17 protein-coding genes are annotated in these 18,864 nt (G+C 45.9%); 13 read left to right on the top strand and 4 right to left on the bottom strand.

Going from position 1 to position 18,864, the window contains the following annotated elements; genetic code table 11:
• Window positions 1–8: 8 nt before the first annotated feature.
• From OCV50_RS13995 to OCV50_RS13975, 5 genes are all read left to right on the top strand, one after another.
• The gene (locus OCV50_RS13995; RefSeq protein ID WP_239843105.1) at window positions 9–707 is read left to right on the top strand and encodes a DUF484 family protein; all 699 of its coding nucleotides are present in this window, start codon (window positions 9–11) and stop codon (window positions 705–707) included.
• On the top strand, window positions 676–1,608 hold the full coding sequence (gene xerC, locus OCV50_RS13990) for a tyrosine recombinase XerC (RefSeq protein ID WP_261903312.1): 933 nt from the start codon (window positions 676–678) through the stop codon (window positions 1,606–1,608). The genes OCV50_RS13995 and xerC overlap by 32 nt, the downstream gene beginning before the upstream one ends.
• A 9-nt stretch (window positions 1,609–1,617) precedes the next feature.
• Window positions 1,618–2,334 (top strand): 5-amino-6-(5-phospho-D-ribitylamino)uracil phosphatase YigB, encoded by a 717-nt coding sequence (gene yigB, locus OCV50_RS13985; RefSeq protein WP_261903311.1) that lies wholly within the window; start codon window positions 1,618–1,620, stop codon window positions 2,332–2,334.
• Between the two features lie 162 nt (window positions 2,335–2,496).
• Window positions 2,497–4,992, top strand: coding sequence for a bifunctional diguanylate cyclase/phosphodiesterase (locus OCV50_RS13980; protein ID WP_261903310.1), 2,496 nt, complete (start codon window positions 2,497–2,499; stop codon window positions 4,990–4,992).
• 204 nt (window positions 4,993–5,196) lie between these two features.
• On the top strand, window positions 5,197–7,677 hold the full coding sequence (locus OCV50_RS13975; protein WP_261903309.1) for a bifunctional diguanylate cyclase/phosphodiesterase: 2,481 nt from the start codon (window positions 5,197–5,199) through the stop codon (window positions 7,675–7,677).
• 65 nt (window positions 7,678–7,742) lie between these two features.
• On the opposite strand, the gene OCV50_RS13970 is transcribed toward OCV50_RS13975, so the two are convergent.
• Both OCV50_RS13970 and OCV50_RS13965 read right to left on the bottom strand, forming a co-directional pair.
• The gene (locus tag OCV50_RS13970; protein ID WP_261903308.1) at window positions 7,743–8,342 is read right to left on the bottom strand and encodes a tRNA-uridine aminocarboxypropyltransferase; all 600 of its coding nucleotides are present in this window, start codon (window positions 8,340–8,342) and stop codon (window positions 7,743–7,745) included.
• A 1-nt stretch (window position 8,343) separates the two neighbouring features.
• A complete protein-coding gene (locus tag OCV50_RS13965) occupies window positions 8,344–9,894 on the bottom strand; it encodes a COG3650 family protein (RefSeq protein WP_261903307.1) in 1,551 nt (516 codons plus the stop codon).
• A gap of 39 nt (window positions 9,895–9,933) precedes the next feature.
• Here OCV50_RS13965 and OCV50_RS13960 point away from each other — a divergent pair, with 39 nt between their 5' ends.
• The gene (locus tag OCV50_RS13960; RefSeq protein ID WP_261903306.1) at window positions 9,934–10,401 is read left to right on the top strand and encodes an EVE domain-containing protein; all 468 of its coding nucleotides are present in this window, start codon (window positions 9,934–9,936) and stop codon (window positions 10,399–10,401) included.
• A gap of 77 nt (window positions 10,402–10,478) precedes the next feature.
• Here OCV50_RS13960 and OCV50_RS13955 read toward each other — a convergent pair whose 3' ends face one another.
• Both OCV50_RS13955 and OCV50_RS13950 read right to left on the bottom strand, forming a co-directional pair.
• The gene (locus OCV50_RS13955; RefSeq protein ID WP_261903305.1) at window positions 10,479–11,306 is read right to left on the bottom strand and encodes a Cof-type HAD-IIB family hydrolase; all 828 of its coding nucleotides are present in this window, start codon (window positions 11,304–11,306) and stop codon (window positions 10,479–10,481) included.
• A gap of 143 nt (window positions 11,307–11,449) precedes the next feature.
• Window positions 11,450–12,430 (bottom strand): alpha/beta fold hydrolase, encoded by a 981-nt coding sequence (locus tag OCV50_RS13950; RefSeq protein ID WP_261903304.1) that lies wholly within the window; start codon window positions 12,428–12,430, stop codon window positions 11,450–11,452.
• Window positions 12,431–12,511: 81 nt separating this feature from the next.
• Between OCV50_RS13950 and rhtB the strand changes: the two genes are divergently transcribed.
• From rhtB to OCV50_RS13915, 7 genes are all read left to right on the top strand, one after another.
• Entirely contained in the window at window positions 12,512–13,129 is a 618-nt protein-coding gene (rhtB, locus tag OCV50_RS13945; RefSeq protein WP_239843096.1) for a homoserine/homoserine lactone efflux protein, read from the top strand.
• Window positions 13,130–13,152: 23 nt separating this feature from the next.
• Complete coding sequence (locus OCV50_RS13940) at window positions 13,153–14,373, top strand: EAL and HDOD domain-containing protein (RefSeq protein WP_239843095.1); 1,221 nt, start codon at window positions 13,153–13,155, stop codon at window positions 14,371–14,373.
• 100 nt (window positions 14,374–14,473) lie between these two features.
• Entirely contained in the window at window positions 14,474–14,815 is a 342-nt protein-coding gene (locus tag OCV50_RS13935; protein ID WP_171761272.1) for an ArsR/SmtB family transcription factor, read from the top strand.
• 41 nt (window positions 14,816–14,856) lie between these two features.
• On the top strand, window positions 14,857–15,861 hold the full coding sequence (locus OCV50_RS13930) for an ArsJ-associated glyceraldehyde-3-phosphate dehydrogenase (RefSeq protein ID WP_261903303.1): 1,005 nt from the start codon (window positions 14,857–14,859) through the stop codon (window positions 15,859–15,861).
• Between the two features lie 17 nt (window positions 15,862–15,878).
• The gene (locus OCV50_RS13925; RefSeq protein WP_261903302.1) at window positions 15,879–16,385 is read left to right on the top strand and encodes a cyclin-dependent kinase inhibitor 3 family protein; all 507 of its coding nucleotides are present in this window, start codon (window positions 15,879–15,881) and stop codon (window positions 16,383–16,385) included.
• A gap of 96 nt (window positions 16,386–16,481) precedes the next feature.
• A complete protein-coding gene (gene arsJ, locus OCV50_RS13920) occupies window positions 16,482–17,702 on the top strand; it encodes an organoarsenical effux MFS transporter ArsJ (protein WP_261903301.1) in 1,221 nt (406 codons plus the stop codon).
• Between the two features lie 122 nt (window positions 17,703–17,824).
• On the top strand, window positions 17,825–18,838 hold the full coding sequence (locus tag OCV50_RS13915; RefSeq protein WP_261903300.1) for an acyltransferase: 1,014 nt from the start codon (window positions 17,825–17,827) through the stop codon (window positions 18,836–18,838).
• Window positions 18,839–18,864: the final 26 nt, after the last annotated feature.

Below are 18,864 nucleotides of genomic sequence, written 5' to 3'. Positions count from 1 at the left end.
GATAGGTTTTGTCTTACGTAGAAGCCGATGCGCTAACGGCAGAAGTGGTTGCTGAATATTTGCGTGATAACCCAGACTTCTTCCAAGATAGGAGAGAGCTGGTGGATCGCCTTGCGATTAATAATGTAGAGCAGGGTGCTGTCTCTTTAGTCGAAGTGCAATTGAAGCGTCAGCGTCAACGCATTGAAGAGCTTGAAGAAGAGATCACCAGCTTAATGTCACTGGCGGCCAATAACGATAAAACCTTCTATGAGTTTATGGCGCTGCAGGACCAAGTGCTGAAATGTCGTGATTTCATGCAGGTGATTAAAGCGGTAGAGCAGAAAGCGACTGAGCTTGGTCTTAAGGCGTATGTTCGTATTCTGTCTCAGGGTGGTTTTTATCAGCTCAGTGATGAGGGCTATGCTAAATTTTCGTTGAATCACCTCAATGGTAAAGATGCGTACCTTGGTCGCTTGAGAAAGAGCGATCGCCAAGACCTATTTGGCGAACAACCTGCTCCTGAGCTAGGATCGTATGTAGTGCTGCCGTTGGCAAAACAGTCTCCGATTGGGTTGCTGGCCTTCTCTAGTGAAGATGGTGGTCACTTTCAGCCCTACATGGATACCCTTTTCTTGCGTCATTTAGCACTTGTTGTTGCTCATATGGCAGAGACCTTACCTTGGCAGATTGATAATGAGCCTAGAGCCCAACACACCTCTTCCTAATCGCCTCCAAAAACCACTTTCTCGTTTCTATGAGTACTTAAGAAGCGAGAAAGGACTGAGTCTGCATACTCAGCGCAATTACAAACAGCAACTAGAAACCATGGCCGCTCAACTGGTCACCCTAGGTCTTAAAGACTGGCAGCAAGTCGATGCTGCGTGGGTGCGCCAGTTAGCCAGTAAAGGCATGCGTGAAGGGATTAAGGCGAGTAGTTTGGCGACGCGTCTTTCTTCACTGCGTAGCTTCTTTGATTTCTTAGTGCTACGAGGCGAGATTTCAGCAAACCCTGCGAAGGGGGTATCGGCACCGCGTAAGCAGCGTCCGTTGCCAAAGAACCTAGATGTGGATGAAGTAGGTCAGCTGCTTGAGGTTGATGAAAGTGATCCCTTATCGATTCGTGATCGAGCAATGATGGAAGTCATGTACGGTGCAGGCTTGCGTCTGGCTGAACTGGTGGGCATCAATCTGAAAGATATTCAGGCTCGTCAGGGCGAGATTCGAGTGATTGGTAAGGGTGATAAAGAGCGTAAGGCGCCTTTTTCTGGCCAAGCCAAAGAGTGCGTTGAGAAATGGCTTAAGGTGCGTGGTGAATTAGCTGCGCCCGGAGAGCCTGCGTTGTTTGTATCTAAACTGGGTACGCGTATCTCCCACCGTAGTGTACAGAAGCGTATGGAAGAGTGGGGCAAGAAGCAGGCGGTGGCCAGTCATATTAGCCCTCACAAACTTCGCCACTCATTTGCGACCCATGTTTTAGAATCGAGTCAGAACCTAAGGGCTGTCCAAGAACTCTTAGGACATGAAAACATCTCAACAACCCAGATCTATACACACTTGGACTTTCAACACTTGGCACAAGCGTACGATCAGGCGCACCCAAGAGCTCGTAAAAGAAGCAAAGAATAAGAGGCACGAATGCAACTCTACCGTGGATTGAACTCGATTAAGGCGATGACGTTTGACCTAGATGACACGCTTTATGACAACTGGCCTGTGATCATGAAAGTAGAAAAGGATATGGCGAAGTGGTTGTTCACAGAGCACCCAGTATCGTCATCTTTGTCTCTGGATGAGTGGCACCAAGTAAAGGTTCAAGTCGCGCAGGCAAATCCTGAGTTGAAGCATGATGTGACTTTGTGGCGTGAAACGCAAATCAAACAAGGGCTGATGCAGCTTGGCTATAAAGAAGCCGAAGCGACTGCTGCGGCTAAGGCGGGCATTGAGCATGCATTGTGGCTCAGAAACCAAATCGATGTCCCTCAAGAGACGCATTGTGTGATGCAGGCTCTCTGTGAAAAGCTTCCTCTAATAGCCATCACTAACGGTAATGTCGATCCGCACAAAATCGGTTTGGGGGACTATTTTCAGTTGATATTGAAAGCGGGACCCGATGGCAGAGCTAAGCCTTATCCTGATATGTTTACTCAAGCGCAGCAGCATCTCGATATTCCGGCTCACCATATTTTACACGTTGGTGATCATCTTATCAGCGATGTTTATGGTGCTAAGGTCAATGGCTATCAGGCGTGTTGGTTTAATGATAAAAACGTAAATATTCAGCAGGCATCGAAAGTGCGTGTGTTGCCTGATATCGAAATTTCACAATTAAGAGATCTTATGCGACTAATTTAATCGCGACCTTAAGCTTATGTCGCATTTATTATAGGGTCTTGTTACATTGAGTTTCGTTTAAGAAGCAGTAATAGCTTCTCTAATCGACAACGGCTTTCATCGTATTCATATCCATCATTAAAGCTGTTGTCGTCTACTTATATGATTACAACAAGGCTTGGCATGCATACCTACACTTTTCTCGTCAACTCTGAGGAATCCTTAGAAACCTATCTACAACAAAAAGTGTGGCATGCCGATAAACAGTACCTTATTCAGTTACACTCTACACTTTCCAGCCAATCGGCGAGTCGCTTAGCCGATATCACATTGACGTACCTCAAAGGCGCGACCTTAATCGGTCAGAGCGTTCAGCATATGATTCACAATAATCGTCAGGTAAGCAGCGGCAGTTTGCTGATGATCAGTGAGTTTGAAGAGACGACGCTAAGTTCTACCGTTGTACCATTTAGTGGCAAAACTGGGCTGGATGGATTAGCGCTGGTTAACGCACTCAACTTAACCGAGCACAGCCAAACCGTGATCAGTATTTGCGACCAACTAGAGGGCTGTGATTACCCGATTTATGCAGGCTTTGACACGTTGCCTTATTCGGTGCCTGTCGCTGGTGGTTTGTGTCACGAGAATGCGTATGGCCGTTGGGTGATGTATAACGGTCAGGTATATCAACATGCTTGTGTTGCCGTTGCACTGCATAACCCTAACTTAAAGGTATGGTCGGGCGCTTACTCTGAGTGGAACCCTATCGGCATGAAGCTTAGAGTCACTCGTGCTGAAGGGCATCGCCTGTATAGTCTCAACGATAAGCCTGCTATTGATGTATTTAAACACTACTTAGCCGACGGTAAAGATATTCCCTTTAGTCAGCTGATGAGTTTCCCTCTGTATCGTGAATCCGGCAGAAAGAAGGGTATTTCGACGCCGCTGCGAATCAATGATGATGGCAGTATCGAGTTTGATAGTGCTTGGCAAGTCGGTGAAGAGGCTCAATTCTGCTATAACCATCCATCACTGACCGCAGAGAAGGTTCGTCACGGTGCGGAAGTTTTGGCGATGCATCAACCCGAATCAGTGATGATCTACAACTGTGTGTCACGATTAGAGTTTATTGATAGTCGTACAGAGCTTAAGCCGTTTGAAGGCGTTGTTGATGCATGCGGAGCCTACTGCATGGGTGAACTGTATCGAACGGACACACAACAAGAGATTTTGCACCATAGCCTTACCTATGTGGCGATGCGTGAATCCCATGAGTTGATTGAATACAGTCGAACGGATGATCATATCGACTCTATGGTGTCACCGCTGCTTAATCTGGTCAGAAATGCGGTTGCCGACCTTGACCATATGAACAGCCAGATGGAGAAGAAACTTCATCAACAAACGCGCCGTCTCACTGAAAGTTATCGCGTGGATTCGCGCACCGGTTTACCAAATCGCATCGTGCTCAAAGAGCAGCTTAATAGCATGAAGAGTTCGGAGCATCTGCTCACCTTAAAGCTGACGAACTTCCATCAAGTGAATGAAAAGTATGGCTACCAGGTTGGAGACCAACTGCTCAGAGATCTATCCACTCATTTCGTAGAGCAATTACAAAATAATGCGGATAAAGATTCTCTTGAGCGCGTACAACTGTTTAGTATCGGCGTGGGTGAGTGGGCCATCATCTTTGATGCTCTGGTTCAGAGCGAGTTGATTAAATACCGTTTTGCCCAATTTGCAGATGACATCGAGCACATCAATTTTGAACCTTATGGTTTAGCGGATGTAGATTATCTCTCTGTTTCGTTGTGTGGTGGCTTTGCGAGCCGCTGTGACTTTACAGAAGATTCGGGTGAAGAAATTCTATTAAAGGCCATCGAAGCTCGGCGCTATGGGGTGCGTAACAATACCCATATCACTAACGCGAAAGACATTCAGGTAAGTGAAGAAGACCGTAAAGATCAGCTCGGATGGTTGTCTTGTGTAAGCCGCGCCATCTTGAGTCAAAATATCATCACGTACTCACAACCTATCGTTGCAGCTGGCAGTCATGAAGAAGTGAGCCAAGAGTGTCTGGTTCGTATTATGGACGATGGAAATATCGTACCTCCGGGCAAGTTCCTACCTATTATCGCTGATACTCACCTGTACACGCGCCTCAGTCGTCATATGATTAAAAACACGATTGGTCATTTGGCAGATAAGCAAGGTGCGTTCTCCATAAACTTGTCACCGCAAGATCTATTGAGCGATAAAACCTTGATGATACTGGAAACGGCGATTCAAGGGATGAACGATCCGACTAGACTGGGCTTAGAAGTGTTGGAGTCTGAGCAGATTAAAGACTACGGACGAATGATTGAAGTGTGTGATCACTTTAGAGCCTTAGGCGCTCGCATTATCGTTGATGATTTTGGCTCTGGGTATTCCAACATTGATGAGATCATCAAATTAGAACCTCAGATCATCAAGTTAGATGGTAGTCTCATCCGTAACATCGATAGAGACCCAAAACAGCGCAGTATTGCTGCTCAGTTGGTGAAGCTGTGTCAGGTATTTAATGCGAAAACTGTCGCTGAGTTCGTTCACAATCAACAAGTGTGCGAGTTAGCGGAAGATATGGGAATTGATTATCTGCAAGGTTATTACTTTGGAGAACCTAAGCGTTTGTTCTAACTAAAAACGTTTCGCTTAAAGGTGTCTAAAGCACAATGTGATGTGCATACAGCTCTCGAGAAATTCGCTGCATATTCTATGATTTATTAAGGAATCATCCCTAACTGAGCTCACAGATCTTACAGGATGATTGTAAGTAATACGTGCAAGGCTTATCGATAATCAGCACAATAACAAATCATTAATGCAGCGATTAATGTGGTTATGCAGTCATTTTCTCTCTTTATACATGATATAGAGCAGCTTGCAGTTGAGCTAGAGACTGTAAGTTTCGCAACGAGCGACACGCTTTTGGTTCAGATTTTCTCTTCTTTTGAGCAAGAGAGAGTTGAAGCTGCGTGTCAGATTATTCATGCGCGTTTTCCTAACTCTACTTCTATTGGCTGCAGTGCTGAACACTTCATTGATAAGGGCGAGCTTAGACACCAAGGGTTACTGGCGGTCTTTAGCAGTTTCTCTTCGACTACCTTTAGCTCAGCCGTGGTTCCATATAGTGATGATTTGGCTCGAGATAGCGACGATATGTTACGTCAGCTCGATTGCCATGAGGGAACCCAAACGGCGATCTGTTTTGCTGATTGCCTAACGCTGGATAAAACGGATCTCTTCTATGCGTTTGAACGCTCATCTCTGAATATTCCAATCTGTGGTGGCGCATCGACCATCACTCCATCTGGGCGCTGGGTGATGAGTAATGGGTGCTGTTATCAAGAAGCCTATGTCATGGTTGCACTACACAGTGAAAAGCTCGCTGTTAATCGAGGTTACTTCACCGAGTGGAATCCAATTGGCAAAACCTTCCGTGTTACCGCGGCGCAAGGCACTCGTCTCATTGAGTTGGACGAGGTGCCGATTCGAGAGCTTTATAATCGTTATCTGGCTGATGGTCTCGAAGTACCCTTTGAACAGCTACACAACTTCCCGTTGATGGTTGGTGACCCGAAAAAACAGAATATTCATTTGCCAGTTAAAATGGCGAATAATGGTGAGATTGAGTTCAGCGGAGAGTTTCACGTTGGGGAGGAGGTGCGTTTCTGTTATGACCATCCTTCGCTAACACTGGAACAAGTCAGGTTAGGGGTTGAGCAAGTTGCCTTACACTCTCCAGAGTGCTTCTTTGTCTATAATTGCACTTCTCGCTTGGACTTTATTGAAGGGAACCAAGAGGTCGAGATCTTCCAGAAGCTGACCGACACTTATGGTGTTTACTGTATGGGGGAGTTGTTCCACGAGCAAGGGCAACAACGTCTATTGCACCATAGCTTAACCTATATGGCTCTTAGTGAGGGCAAGCATTCAAACTGTCGTCAGTTAAGCAGTCAGCCTGCGAGTAATATATCCCCTCTGTTTTCACTGATTCGCAATGCCTTGATGGACGTTGATGACATGAACAACAGCATGGTCAACAAGATCCAACAACAGGCAACGGCTCTAACCGCCAGTTATCGTGTTGATCGTCGAACGGGTTTACCTAACCGGAGTGTTCTGCGCGAAAGATTGGCTCGAATGGGTGGAGCTAGCCACTTGCTCACGCTCAAGGTCACGACATTTAGCCAAATTAATGAGAAGTATGGCTACCGTGTAGGGGACAAGCTTCTTAACGACTTGAGTGAGCACTTCCAAAGTTCGTTGACTCGTTTTTTCGAACAAGAGTGTCAGCTCTACAGCGTGGGTATCGGTGAGTGGGCGGTGGTCTTTGATAGCTTGTCCAGTGATGAATACATACAACAGCGCTTCTCTGAATTTGCCGATGAGACTGAGCATGTCAACTTTGAGCCGATGGGGCTCCCTGATATTGATTACTTGTCGGTATCAATTGGCGCGGGGATTGCGAGTCGTCGTGATTTTCCGACCACATCGATTGATGATTTATTGCTGAAGTCGATTGATGCTCGTCGTAGTGCGGTCAGTCAAAACAAACATCTCGTTAACGCAAAGACCTTGGTTCAGCTAGAAAAACAGCGCCAAGAGCAGCTGCGTTGGTTGTCTTGTGTTAGTCGAGCGGTTATGAACAAGAATGTGGTCGCTTGTGCTCAACCCATAGTGTCGGCTCATTCTCATCAAGTGGAGAGTTATGAGTGTTTAGTTCGCATCGAGGAAGAAGGAGAGCTGATCACTCCGGGACGCTTCTTACCGATTATTGAAGGCACTCATCTTTACACTCGATTAAGTCGCCAAATGATCTCGCGTACCTTTGATTTTATGAGCACCCGAACCGACTCATTTAGTATTAACCTGGCACCACAAGATTTCACCAACGAGAAAACGGTACTCCACCTTGAGCAGGCAATTAAAAGCATCAGTCATCCACAGCGTATCGGCTTAGAGGTGTTAGAGACGGAACAAATCAAGGATTACGGTCGCTTAATCGAAATCTGTAATCACTTCAGAGAGCTGGGTGTGAACATCATTGTTGATGATTTTGGTTCTGGATACTCCAACATTGATGAGATCCTTAAGCTGGAGCCGCAGATAATTAAGCTCGATGGTAGTTTGATTCGCAATATTGATCAGGATATGAAGCAGCGTAAGATAGCGCAGCAACTGGTCAGCCTGTGTCAGATACTGAATGCTAAAACCGTGGCGGAATTTGTTCATAATCAAGAGGTGTGTAGGATTGCTGAGGGCATGGGCGTCGATTACCTACAAGGCTATTTCGTCGGAGAGCCTAAGCGCCTGTTCTGATTTCTGATTGACTACTGTTTCACGTGAAACGTAAAGAGCGAGCTAAGGCTCGCTCTTTGGTTTTTTTACCTTAACGCATGGCCACTTTTATCGGCCTGGAAGACTTTCAAGTAGTGTTGGAAGTACTGGTTGAGCTGTTGAGCTTGCTCAGTTTCACCCAATTGACTCAGTAGTAGGCTACCAACCTCACAAGTACATAAGTGCCCTGAGTCTTGATTGCGCCTCAAGGTATAGGCTGAATCCAAATTAGGGGTGAGGTGTACCTGTGGGATGTCTTTTAACCATGGGCTTTTGTTCATCATTTTCTTCGCTTCTTGCCATGTCGCATCGAGCACAATAAACAATAATTTGTGGCTTTCTACTGGATAATCTTTAGTGACCTCACTGACTTCAACACTCTGCTCACTTGGAAATAAGAGCAAAGCTTGTATCGCATCATCATTGATCATCGCCATTAAGTCTGTGGGAGCAGACTTACGCTGCCAAACATAGCTGCGACAGTTGGGCAGTGTTTGTTGCAGTAGTTTTCCAGTGTTGGTATCACGTTGGAGTTCGTTCTCGTGAGTAAGCAGTGCAATGTTTACAGAGCTTTCAAGAGTGGGGATCAACGAGCAAATACATTGATGAGTGAAGCCACATCGTTGGCAAGCCACAACCTTTTCCATATTAGAGTTTAACTCCTTTTTGCATCGGAGATGTTTCGTCGGCAAACAGAATGACTTGGCTCACTTTGTCGTTGGTGGTTGTAGGCGCGACGCTTGGGTTGAGTGGGTAACTGACACCTGAATACTGCAACACATGTTGTGCTGGTGTAGCACCGCCACCACTGACATTAAAGACGAGATCTTGCCAACCGTTATGTTGTTCGGCACCTAAATGAATCGCTCCCTGTACTAAGGTGATACGACTGTTGAAGCGCCACTGTTGTTGATGGTTTTCAAAGATAAGCAGAGTGCATCCTCCAGAACCACACCAATTAAGCTGAGCCAGTAGTTCCTCTTGGCCATCACCATTGAGGTCATAGGTCAGCCAACGATATTGGGTATCGTCAGTTGAGGTCTTGTGGATCTTAAAATAATCACGCATCGCACGGTCGACCTTGGGATCAAGTTGATCCCTACCATCGATTTTCTGAGGTGTAAGATCGGCGGATGATTCCGTCACTGTGGTCAGATCTTGTTGCTCTTTGGTTTTAAAGAGAACCAGACCACCATCGGCTATTGGATACACAACATTGCCCACACGCTCTTTTTTCGCCGTCAACTGGTTGCCTTCACGAGTAAAAATACGCTCTGAGATAAGATATTGTTGCTGGTGGCGCGTCATGACCACTTGAACTTGGTTGGTGTTGAGCTGCTGCCAAAACCCTTGCTCAATAATAGGATCATCACCGTTGCTGTATGAGTAAGTGGTAATTGCACTATGGTCAGCATTCAATTCAAGAGCCACTGAGAAGCCGGCATTTTGTGTTGAGCTAGCAAAGTAGCGATCTGCCCATTCTAGGGTTGGGTCTTGATTAGAGAGCGTAGCGCAGCCTTTGTGGGTCTTATCATTGAGGGTGAGCTCGGCATTCCAGCCGTACAAGCTATCACTCATGGTATCGTTACAACGGCTCTTAGTGAGGTTCAGTTCGCCATCGCTTTGGTCGCTACTTAATTGATACTGACGCTGTTCGCTGCTCATACGGCTTGACTGAATCTCAAAAGCTTGTGGTGTCTCACCCATTTGTGAGTAGGTAATGTTGCTCTTATCGAATTGCGCCGACCAGAAAGGTTCATTACCAAAGACACGTGTTGGTTTAAGTGGTTGGTTGCAGCGGTTTGGGTTTTCTGCCGTCAGAATGTTTACTTGGTCGACAACAAAGCGTGCTGTGAAATCGGCGTTATATCCGGTTTGGCTAGGTACGGTCAGGTGGCCAATAAGCTCGCCATACATTGGTTGGTAGGGAGTATTAGAGAGTCCTTGAGCCTCCAGTGCCAGCTCTGGTGATAAATCTAGCCAGTATTGTTCTTGGCTACCACAAGGAGTAAAAGTGCGGCTCTCATGGCCGACAATCACTTGACCACGCATAATAAAGGTTTGTGGCTGAATGGTACTCGGCGCATCTAAGCTGGCAGTGGGCGACTTCTCTGATTCTGAAGGGGATAGTTGGGTTTGACTACAACCCGTCAGAGCGATGGCCGTCAGCCACACGGCTGGGTTTTTAAGTACCTTCATGTTATATCTTCCTCGGAGCAACCGTTAATTGGATTTATTATGGCATATTGGTTATTTAAAACAGAACCCGACACCTTCTCTATTCATACCTTGCGTGTGCAAAACACCTCTTGTTGGGAGGGCGTTCGTAACTATCAAGCTCGTAATATGATGCGTGATCAGGTCAAATTGGGTGACCTAGTGATGATTTACCATTCGTCTTGCAAAAAAGTCGGTGTTGCCGGTATCGCTAAAGTGACACGAGAAGCCTATCCGGATCATTTTCAGTTTGATCCAGAGAGTGATTACTACGATGCTAAATCGTCACCAGACAATCCTCGTTGGGTGATGGTCGATGTCGAGTATGTTCGAACCACAGAACGTTTGATTCCTTTAGCGACGCTGAAAGCGATGCCTGAACTTGAAAATATGCCATTAGTAAAGCGAGGCAATCGCTTATCCATCATGCCAGTGACAGAGCAAGAGTGGCACGCTATTTTAAACAAAGAGGTACTGGGTTCTCGATAGCGTTAGAGCTTATGAGAACATGAAGGTTCAAAAAAGGCAGCGGTTGGCTGCCTTTTTAGTTTTTAGGGGAGAGACAGTTACAACAGATGATCTTCAAGGTAGTGAGCTACGGCATCATCCGCGTTGCTACCGATTACTTCGTTGTTTGGCAATGCTTGCATCACTTTCTCATGTGATGTGCCCATTACTAGGCCTTTACCTGCCATCGCTAACATTTCGGCATCGTTCATACCATCACCAAAGGCAATGCAGTTATCTAGAGTGAGGTCTAGTGATTTTGCAACGGCTTCTAGCGCGTGGCCTTTTGATACCTCAGCAGCCATGATTTCCAAACACCAAGGGGTAGAGAAGGAGATGTTCAGCTTATCGCCAAAGGTGTCTCGCAACTTCTGCTCGAACGTCACTAGGTATTCATGATCATGTTCAGGGTGAGTAAAGAATACCTTCGCGATACCATCAGTGGGTGCCTGTTCAGCTTCAAAGCGTTTGTAGCTAAAGCCAGACTCGCTATGGAACTTGGCTAGCATCTCATCTTCACGATCCAGCAACCAGTCATCGTTTTGGTACATATGGATGAAAATATTCGTATCTTGACGAACGATATCGAGTATTGGTTGAACAAGCTCTTGAGGTACGTTCTGGCTGTACATCAACTGATCGTTTTGGTCATGCACGCGAGCGCCGTTAGAGGTGATCATATACGCTGGGATACCGACTTGCTGACGAATACCCGCAACGTCAACATGGTGTCGACCAGTGGCAAAGATAAAGGTGAAGCCTTGCTGGTGTAATTTCTTCAACGTCTGCTTGGTAAAATCACTCAACTTGTGGTTAGGAGCAAGCAGTGTGCCATCAAGATCAGAGGCAACAATATTGATGGAATCTTTCAGTGCAGGAATCGTCATTTAACCCTCGATACAGCGTACTTGATTAATAGAGACACCAAGCAGAGGTTGGTGTCCAATGTTGTAAGACAAATTGTACGTGAAATTAGTACAACAAAAGAGGGCAAAGCTCTATTACTTGTCTTCCTCTTTAGCGAACCCCTCTAACGAAAAAACTCAACAATCGAATCCAGAGTTTGATTTCGATATTGGTCAATTTCAAACAGCACTTCATGTCTAGCGTCATTGATGGTGACCATCTTGCTGTCGGCGTTTGTTTTGCGCAGTTTATTAATGAAGTTCTGTTGAGCTTGATTGCAAACGATCTGCTCATTACCGGCTTGAATCAACAAAAGGGGAATTTTAATTTGGCGCGTTTGCTGAATGGCTTGTTTCGCCGCCATTAAGCCTTGCCATACCCAACGCGTGCTTGGTCCGCCAACTTGAATCGCTGGATTGTCGTCATACAGCTTTCTGAACCACTGGTAGCGAACTTTGCTCTGACTGAGCAGGTTGTTTTCAAAAGGTTTAGCGTAATACGCTTTATGTCCCGGCGCATAAGTTGGCTTGGCGTATAGCCCCGTTAGCAGTTGTGCAACGAACATAGCGATAGGTTTAAGGTACCAATCTGTATTGACGCCAAACATAGGCGCACATAAGACGACCTTTTCAAAGCAGTGGTCTGGTGTTGTTTGTAAGTAGCGAGTCGCGATGGTGCTGCCCATCGAATGAGCGAGTAAGTAGCGTTGCTGGTATTTATCGAGTGGGAAGTGTTGGAGAATCTCACGCATATCACGGATGTAATCATCAAACTCATGAATATGACCAATGTCAGAGTCTTGCACACTGCGTTGTGAACGCCCTTGACCTTGATGATCAAAAGAGTAAATGTCATAACCTTGATGGTAGAGATCGTAAAAAAGCTCTTGGTATTTTTCGCAGCACTCTATGCGCCCATTCGAGATCACAATTGCTTTGCTATGCAGTGGTGAAGTAAAGCTCGACCAGTAGAGTTTTTTCTTGCTCGATGAGGTGACATAACCTTCATTTCTTTGTTGCCAAAAGGCTGAGATCGGGTGTTTAATCGCTTCCTCAAATTGAGGCTCTTGAGTGAAATAAGAAGGTGCGGCAGCGCTGTTTGCCATGAGAAGTTACCTGAAAGAATACTGATGAGAGCTTTTATCGCTATTGATGTTGTTAGATTAAAGTACTGCTAAGGAAATGCAATGGATACTCATGTTTGGCTCGCTTATGTCGTGACCGCAATTCTGTTTAGTTTAGCGCCGGGCTCAGGTACCGTGAATTCGATCAGCAATGGTCTAAGCTATGGTACTCGTAAATCATTGGCTTCTATTGCTGGCCTGCAAATTGGTTTGGCATTTCATATTTTATTGGTGGGAGCTGGGATTGGCGCGCTGGTGGCTAAATCGGCGTTCGCGTTCACATTAATTAAATGGGTTGGTGTGGTCTATCTTATCTGGCTTGGTATTCAAAAGTGGCGTGACACGTCGAGCATGGTGGCTACCGAAGAGGGTGTATCGCAGTCAAGTTGGGCACTTTTGCGCAATGCGGTCTTAATTAATCTTACAAATCCGAAATCTATCGTATTTTTGGTTGCATTGTTCCCGCAATTTATAGACCCTTCACAGCCTCAAGCTCCGCAGCTTTTGGTACTTGGTGTGACTACGGTATTCATTGATAGCGTTGTTATGTTGGGCTACACCTCATTGGCATCACAAATGGGACGTTTTATTCGCTCAGATCGCGTAATGGGTAAGATAAATAAAATTTTTGGTGGTATGTTCATGGGATGCGGTGCATTGCTTGCTGCTGCCAAGGCTTAACCAATCATAGAGTTAGAAAATAGATGACCGCTACATACGTCGCTCGACAACCTATCTTTAATCGAAAAAAGCACACCCTTGGTTATGAGTTGCTGTTTCGTGATGGGGAAAATAATGCCTACCCTGCGCATGTTGAGTCGAATCGAGCTACGTATCGTTTGATTGTCGAAAATTTCTTATCGGTGGGTCTCAACCCATCGATCCCTTCATCTCGCTGTTTCATTAACTTTCCATATCAAAGCCTACTGCGTCGTCTTCCTCAAAGCTTGCCCAAAGACAAAGTGGTTATTGAGATTTTGGAGACCTGTCCACCGACACCCGAGCTATTGGAGGCGGTTAAAGATCTCTACCAACAGGGTTATATGATCGCATTGGACGACTTTACATCGACACCAGAGTGGGAAGCGTTTCTGAGGTATACGCACATTGTAAAGCTCGACATCATGCAGATGGGGTTGGATGCGGCGTGTGAATTGGTGCAAAAGCATCAAGGCAAGAAATACAGCTTTTTGGCGGAACGTGTTGAAACGGAAGAGGAGTTTCAACAAGCAAAGAAGGCGGGTTTTAAGTTTTTTCAAGGGTACTTCTTCAGTAAGCCAGAAATGGTGAAAACGAAGTACATCAGCCCTGAGCATGTGATTGCGATGGAGTTGTTCCAAGAAGTCTGTAAGCCCAACGTCGACTTTCAGCGTGTGGAAAGTATTGTGGCAAAAGACGTGGCACTTTCTTACAAGCTACTCCGATTTGTGAACACCATGTCGCCGCGCTTAGAGGTCAGTATCTCTTCATTTCGTCAGGCATTGGTGTATTTGGGGCAAGATAACCTCAAGATGTTTGTCTCACTGGCGGTCGCCTCTTATGTCTCTGATAAGAAGCCAAAAGAGTTATACAGCTTATCTTTGCAACGTGCCCAGTTCTGTCAGCGGATGTCTCGTTACCAACCCTTTGAAGGGCATACTGAGCAAGCCTTTATGATTGGGCTATTCTCGTTGTTGGATGCGTTACTCGATCTGTCGCTGGAGCACTTAGTTGAACAACTGCCACTATGCGAGATCATTAAGTTAGCGCTGTTGCGTCGAGAGGGGCCGTATGGTCAGCTTTTGGCTTTGGAAGAGAGCTTTGAACATGCTGATTGGCGCCAGATAGAAGAGTACTGTAATAGGTTAGGGTTGAGTGTCGACCAAGTTAAAGCTGAGCTGACCGAGGCGCAGCGTTGGAGCCACAGTGTGACTAGTCAAACCTAACGGTACAAGTATTAAACTTTTATGACAGTGGAAATGCACGCCTTGACGTGCGTTTTTTTATAACTAATATATACGCATATCCATATATGAGAATACAAGTATGCTTCCTCACCAGTTTTTTAAATTATTGTCCGATGAAACGCGTGTACGCTGCTTAATGCTGATTGTGCGCCAAGAGTGTTTATCTGTTGGTGAGCTAACTGAAGCATTACAAGAGAGTCAGCCGAAGGTGTCTCGTCACTTAGCGCAATTGCGCTCAAATGGGATCCTCACGGATGTTCGTCAAGGGCAGTGGGTGTTCTATCGTCTGTCCAAAGATTTGCCAGGTTGGATGCTAAAGTTAATTGATGACCTAATCGCATCCAACTGTTTGAAAACTGAATATCAGCAAGACATTGAGCGTCTAGAAGCCATGACTTCACGTCCTCAATGTTGTGTTTAATGGAATATTTTTAGATTCACCACTGACTGAGAGAAAACACGATGACAGTTAAAGTAGGTATTAACGGTTTTGGTCGTATCGGCCGTCTAGCACTTCGCGCAGCATTCGATTGGGAAGAGCTAGAGTTTGTGCAAATTAATGATGTAGCGGGCGATACAGCAACGCTTGCTCATCTTCTAGAGTTCGATTCGGTTCAGGGTCGCTTTCACCATGAAGTAACCGCTGAAGGCGATGAGATGATCATCAATGGTCAGCGTATTAAGACGACTCAAGAGTGTGATATCGATGCGATTGACTGGTCTGGTTGTGATGTTGTGATTGAAGCAACAGGTGTCCACCGTGCTGGTAAGTTCCTAAATAAATACCTAGAGCAAGGCGTGAAGCGCGTTGTGGTTTCTGCACCAGTGAAAGAAGACGGCGTAGCGAACATCGTGGTTGGTATCAACGATGATATCTTCGATCCAGCAGTACACAAGATCGTGACGGCAGCGTCTTGTACAACAAACTGTATTGCACCTGTAGTGAAAGTGATCAACGAGAAGCTGGGTATCGAAAACGCGTCTTTCACCACGATTCACGATCTTACCAATACACAAACGATTTTAGACGCGCCGCACAAAGACCTACGTCGTGCACGTGCTTGTGGCATGAGTCTAATCCCGACAACCACCGGCTCTGCTAAGGCGATTGTTGAGATTTTCCCTGAACTAGAAAACCGCATCAATGGCCACGCGGTGCGTGTACCGCTAGCGAATGCGTCTCTGACTGACATCATCTTCGAAGTGAAGCAAGACACAACAGCAGAAGAAGTAAACGCTCTGCTAAAAGAAGCATCTGAGAACGAACTACAAGGCATTCTAGGCTTTGAGGAGCGTCCATTGGTGTCTATCGACTACAAAGGCGACCAACGCTCTACCATCGTAGATGCACTATCAACTATGTTAGTTGGTAAGCGCATGGTGAAGATCTACGCTTGGTACGACAACGAAATGGGTTACGCGACGCGTACTGCTGAGTTGGTACGCAACGTTGGTCTAGCAAAGTAAGTATTTGAGGAATAAAAATGACACATCCTGATCATATCCACCCGACTTGGCAACTAGACCTTGAGAAAGGTGCACTTATCCTAACTCCGTGCCCTGGTACGAAAGAGGCAGACCTTGACTCATCTCTTGCTCAACTGAAAGAGCAAGGCGTTGAAGCCATTGTAACGGCACTGGACGATGCAGAGCTTGCAAGCAAAGACGTTGCCGCACTTGGCGAGAAAACTCGTGCTCTAGGCATGCAGTGGTTCCAAATTGAAATTGAAGACGACTGCGCACCGGAAGCTGACTTCGCTGCGAAGTGGCAAGCGGCAAGCCCAGAGTTACACAAGATCGTTGATAGCGGTGCGAAAGTTGCTCTGCATTGCATGGGTGGCTCAGGTCGCACAGGTTTGTTTGCGGCACACCTACTGCTAGAGAAAGGCTGGGACCTTGATAAGATTGTTCAAGAAGTTCAAGCATTGCGCCCAGGTGCTTTCACAAAACCCATCCAGGTTGAGTACATTAATGGTGTAGCGAATAGCTAACAACCATCGATGTTAGACAAGGAGCTTTTGGTATCTTGAGTGTTTAGCATATCGTGATCCAAAAGCTCTTTTTGTTTAGATTGTAGAGAGAGCGTTATGTTTTCAAATCTAAGTAAGAGCGTTCGCCAATATATGTTGGTGACCTTCAATTACTGGAACTTCACCATTACTGATGGTGCACTTCGCATGCTGGTGGTTCTGTATTTCTATGACCTTGGCTACAGTTCATTAGAGATCGCTTCGCTGTTTCTTTTCTATGAATTCTTTGGCGTAGTGACCAATCTTATTGGTGGTTGGTTGGGCGCTCGTCTCGGTCTTAATAAAACCATGAACATTGGCCTTGGGATGCAAGTTGTCGCTTTGGGTATGCTCGCACTACCATCGGCCATGTTAACCATACCTTGGGTGATGGCGGCGCAGGCATTGTCGGGTATTGCCAAAGATCTCAATAAGATGAGTGCTAAGAGCTCAATTAAGACCTTAGTGCCGGATGAACAGCAAGGCGCATTGTATAAGTGGATTGCGATTCTTACTGGTTCTAAGAATGCGCTGAAAGGTGCAGGCTTCTTTATTGGCGGTTTGTTGCTCTCAACCATTGGGTTCCAATATGCGGTGTTGGCGATGGCGGTTGTGCTGACTCTCGTCTTCGTTGGCAGCTTAGTGAGTTTAGAGGCAGACATGGGCAAGGCGAAAACCAAGCCTAAGTTCAAACAGATTTTCTCTAAGTCTGAATCGATCAACATCCTGTCTGCGGCACGCATGTTCTTGTTTGGTGCTCGTGACGTGTGGTTCGTGATTGCTCTGCCAATTTATCTTGGTAGTGTATTTGGTTGGGATCACTCTTGGGTAGGTGGCTTCTTAGCGGCTTGGACGATTGCTTACGGCTTTGTTCAGGGCATAGCACCTAAGATTACCGGTAAAGCGCAAGGTAAGGTACCTGATGGACACGCTGCACTACTGTGGGCTGGTGTACTGGCTTTGGTAACGGCGGGTATTGCCTATGCGGTGCAAATTGGTTGGCAGCCTGAGTTAGTGATTATCGCGGGTTTAATGGTGTTTGGTGCTATTTTCGCGGTCAACTCATCACTGCACTCATACCTGATTGTAAGCTATGCAAAAGGCGATGGTGTATCGCTTGATGTCGGTTTCTACTACATGGCGAACGCGATGGGCCGTTTGATTGGCACAATTTTGTCAGGCTTGGTATTCCAAATGGGTGGATTGTCGGCCTGTTTGTGGGTGTCGTTTACTTTCTTAGCGTTCACAACGCTTATTTCTCTAAAGTTACCGAAAGTGCCACAAACAGAGACCGCATAATCGAAAATAGTGTGTTTTGTTGGTGAGCATAGCTTGCTTTAACAATAAGCTGACTTGGTTACCATACCAGTCAGCTTTTTTGTTGCTATAGTAGAATGATTGAATATTAATCAGGCATTTAGATGAAGCAGCGAATTCTCTTCTTTGATTTAGCACGATGTGTAGCGGCAGTGGCCGTGATCGCAATTCATGTGCTGGCACCCTATCGCAATGAGCTCAATATGATTCCATTCAATGAGTGGCTGACAGCGATTACGGTGAATGGGTTTAGCCGATGGGCAGTTCCTGTGTTCATTTTGATTACCGGCGCATTGATGCTCAGTGATCAACGCCCGTTTGATGCCAAATACTATTTAAAACGACGTTTAGGTAAGGTTCTGATTCCATTTCTTGTATGGTCTCTGTTCTATACCTATCTCTCTGGTTGGTCTGCGTCAGGCTATGATGCCTCGGTCAGTTGGGATGTGCTGAGTAACAGCTATCACCACTATACCTACTACCACTTAGGGTTCTTCTACTACTTCATACCGCTCTATTTTGTGATTCCGTTTATGCAGATTGGACTGCGTAAGTATGGTGATGCGTTCATCTACAGTTTCACTGCGGTCTGGTTGTTCACCACGTTACTGTTCTTGTTTAAGGTAGATGGACCATGGAGTCATGAATTGTGGCTATATACAGGTTATTTACCTCTGGGCTATATCTTGTATAAGAAGCTACCTCTAACCACACCTGTGGTCACAGGGACGACGATATTGGGTGCTTTGGCACTGTTTACCACGGTTTATATGGTCGTTGATGCGAGTCTCGCGGCAGAGAAGTACACCGTAGGGCGCTGGCTGTCTTACAAAACGCTAAATACAGTCTTGGCTGCAAGTATGGTGTTTATGCTGTGTCGCTACTTTGGGGAAGGGCTATCGGATAAGTCGAATAAAGTGGTGGGCTTCATCAGCAAGCACAGCTTAGGTATCTATCTGTTGCACCCTATCTTCTTATGGCCAATGAAAGAGTTTGGTTGGTATCAAGGCCATCCAGCTTGGGTGATACCATTGTGGGTCGTGATCAGCGGTGCAGGCGCACTGTGGATGAGTTGGTTGATGGCAAAATCAGCGAAAACACGCTGGTTATTGCCATAACTTAATAATCTAAAGCAGAAAAGGAA

This window comes from Vibrio fortis (assembly GCF_024347475.1).
Lineage (GTDB): Bacteria > Pseudomonadota > Gammaproteobacteria > Enterobacterales > Vibrionaceae > Vibrio > Vibrio fortis.
This window is presented reverse-complemented; position numbering and strand designations above follow the sequence as displayed.

What these genes read in the sequence shown, in the direction of transcription:
- OCV50_RS13980 (WP_261903310.1), top strand. Translation starts at nt 2,497, where the DNA reads ATGCATACCTACACTTTTCTCGTCAACTCTGAGGAATCCTTAGAAACC.
- OCV50_RS13950 (WP_261903304.1), bottom strand. Translation starts at nt 12,430, where the DNA reads ATGGCAAACAGCGCTGCCGCACCTTCTTATTTCACTCAAGAGCCTCAA.
- rhtB (WP_239843096.1), top strand. Translation starts at nt 12,512, where the DNA reads ATGGATACTCATGTTTGGCTCGCTTATGTCGTGACCGCAATTCTGTTT.
- xerC (WP_261903312.1), top strand. Translation starts at nt 676, where the DNA reads ATGAGCCTAGAGCCCAACACACCTCTTCCTAATCGCCTCCAAAAACCA.
- arsJ (WP_261903301.1), top strand. Translation starts at nt 16,482, where the DNA reads ATGTTTTCAAATCTAAGTAAGAGCGTTCGCCAATATATGTTGGTGACC.
- yigB (WP_261903311.1), top strand. Translation starts at nt 1,618, where the DNA reads ATGCAACTCTACCGTGGATTGAACTCGATTAAGGCGATGACGTTTGAC.
- OCV50_RS13935 (WP_171761272.1), top strand. Translation starts at nt 14,474, where the DNA reads ATGCTTCCTCACCAGTTTTTTAAATTATTGTCCGATGAAACGCGTGTA.
- OCV50_RS13925 (WP_261903302.1), top strand. Translation starts at nt 15,879, where the DNA reads ATGACACATCCTGATCATATCCACCCGACTTGGCAACTAGACCTTGAG.
- OCV50_RS13960 (WP_261903306.1), top strand. Translation starts at nt 9,934, where the DNA reads ATGGCATATTGGTTATTTAAAACAGAACCCGACACCTTCTCTATTCAT.
- OCV50_RS13930 (WP_261903303.1), top strand. Translation starts at nt 14,857, where the DNA reads ATGACAGTTAAAGTAGGTATTAACGGTTTTGGTCGTATCGGCCGTCTA.
- OCV50_RS13955 (WP_261903305.1), bottom strand. Translation starts at nt 11,306, where the DNA reads ATGACGATTCCTGCACTGAAAGATTCCATCAATATTGTTGCCTCTGAT.
- OCV50_RS13975 (WP_261903309.1), top strand. Translation starts at nt 5,197, where the DNA reads ATGCAGTCATTTTCTCTCTTTATACATGATATAGAGCAGCTTGCAGTT.
- OCV50_RS13940 (WP_239843095.1), top strand. Translation starts at nt 13,153, where the DNA reads ATGACCGCTACATACGTCGCTCGACAACCTATCTTTAATCGAAAAAAG.
- OCV50_RS13965 (WP_261903307.1), bottom strand. Translation starts at nt 9,894, where the DNA reads ATGAAGGTACTTAAAAACCCAGCCGTGTGGCTGACGGCCATCGCTCTG.
- OCV50_RS13915 (WP_261903300.1), top strand. Translation starts at nt 17,825, where the DNA reads ATGAAGCAGCGAATTCTCTTCTTTGATTTAGCACGATGTGTAGCGGCA.
- OCV50_RS13970 (WP_261903308.1), bottom strand. Translation starts at nt 8,342, where the DNA reads ATGGAAAAGGTTGTGGCTTGCCAACGATGTGGCTTCACTCATCAATGT.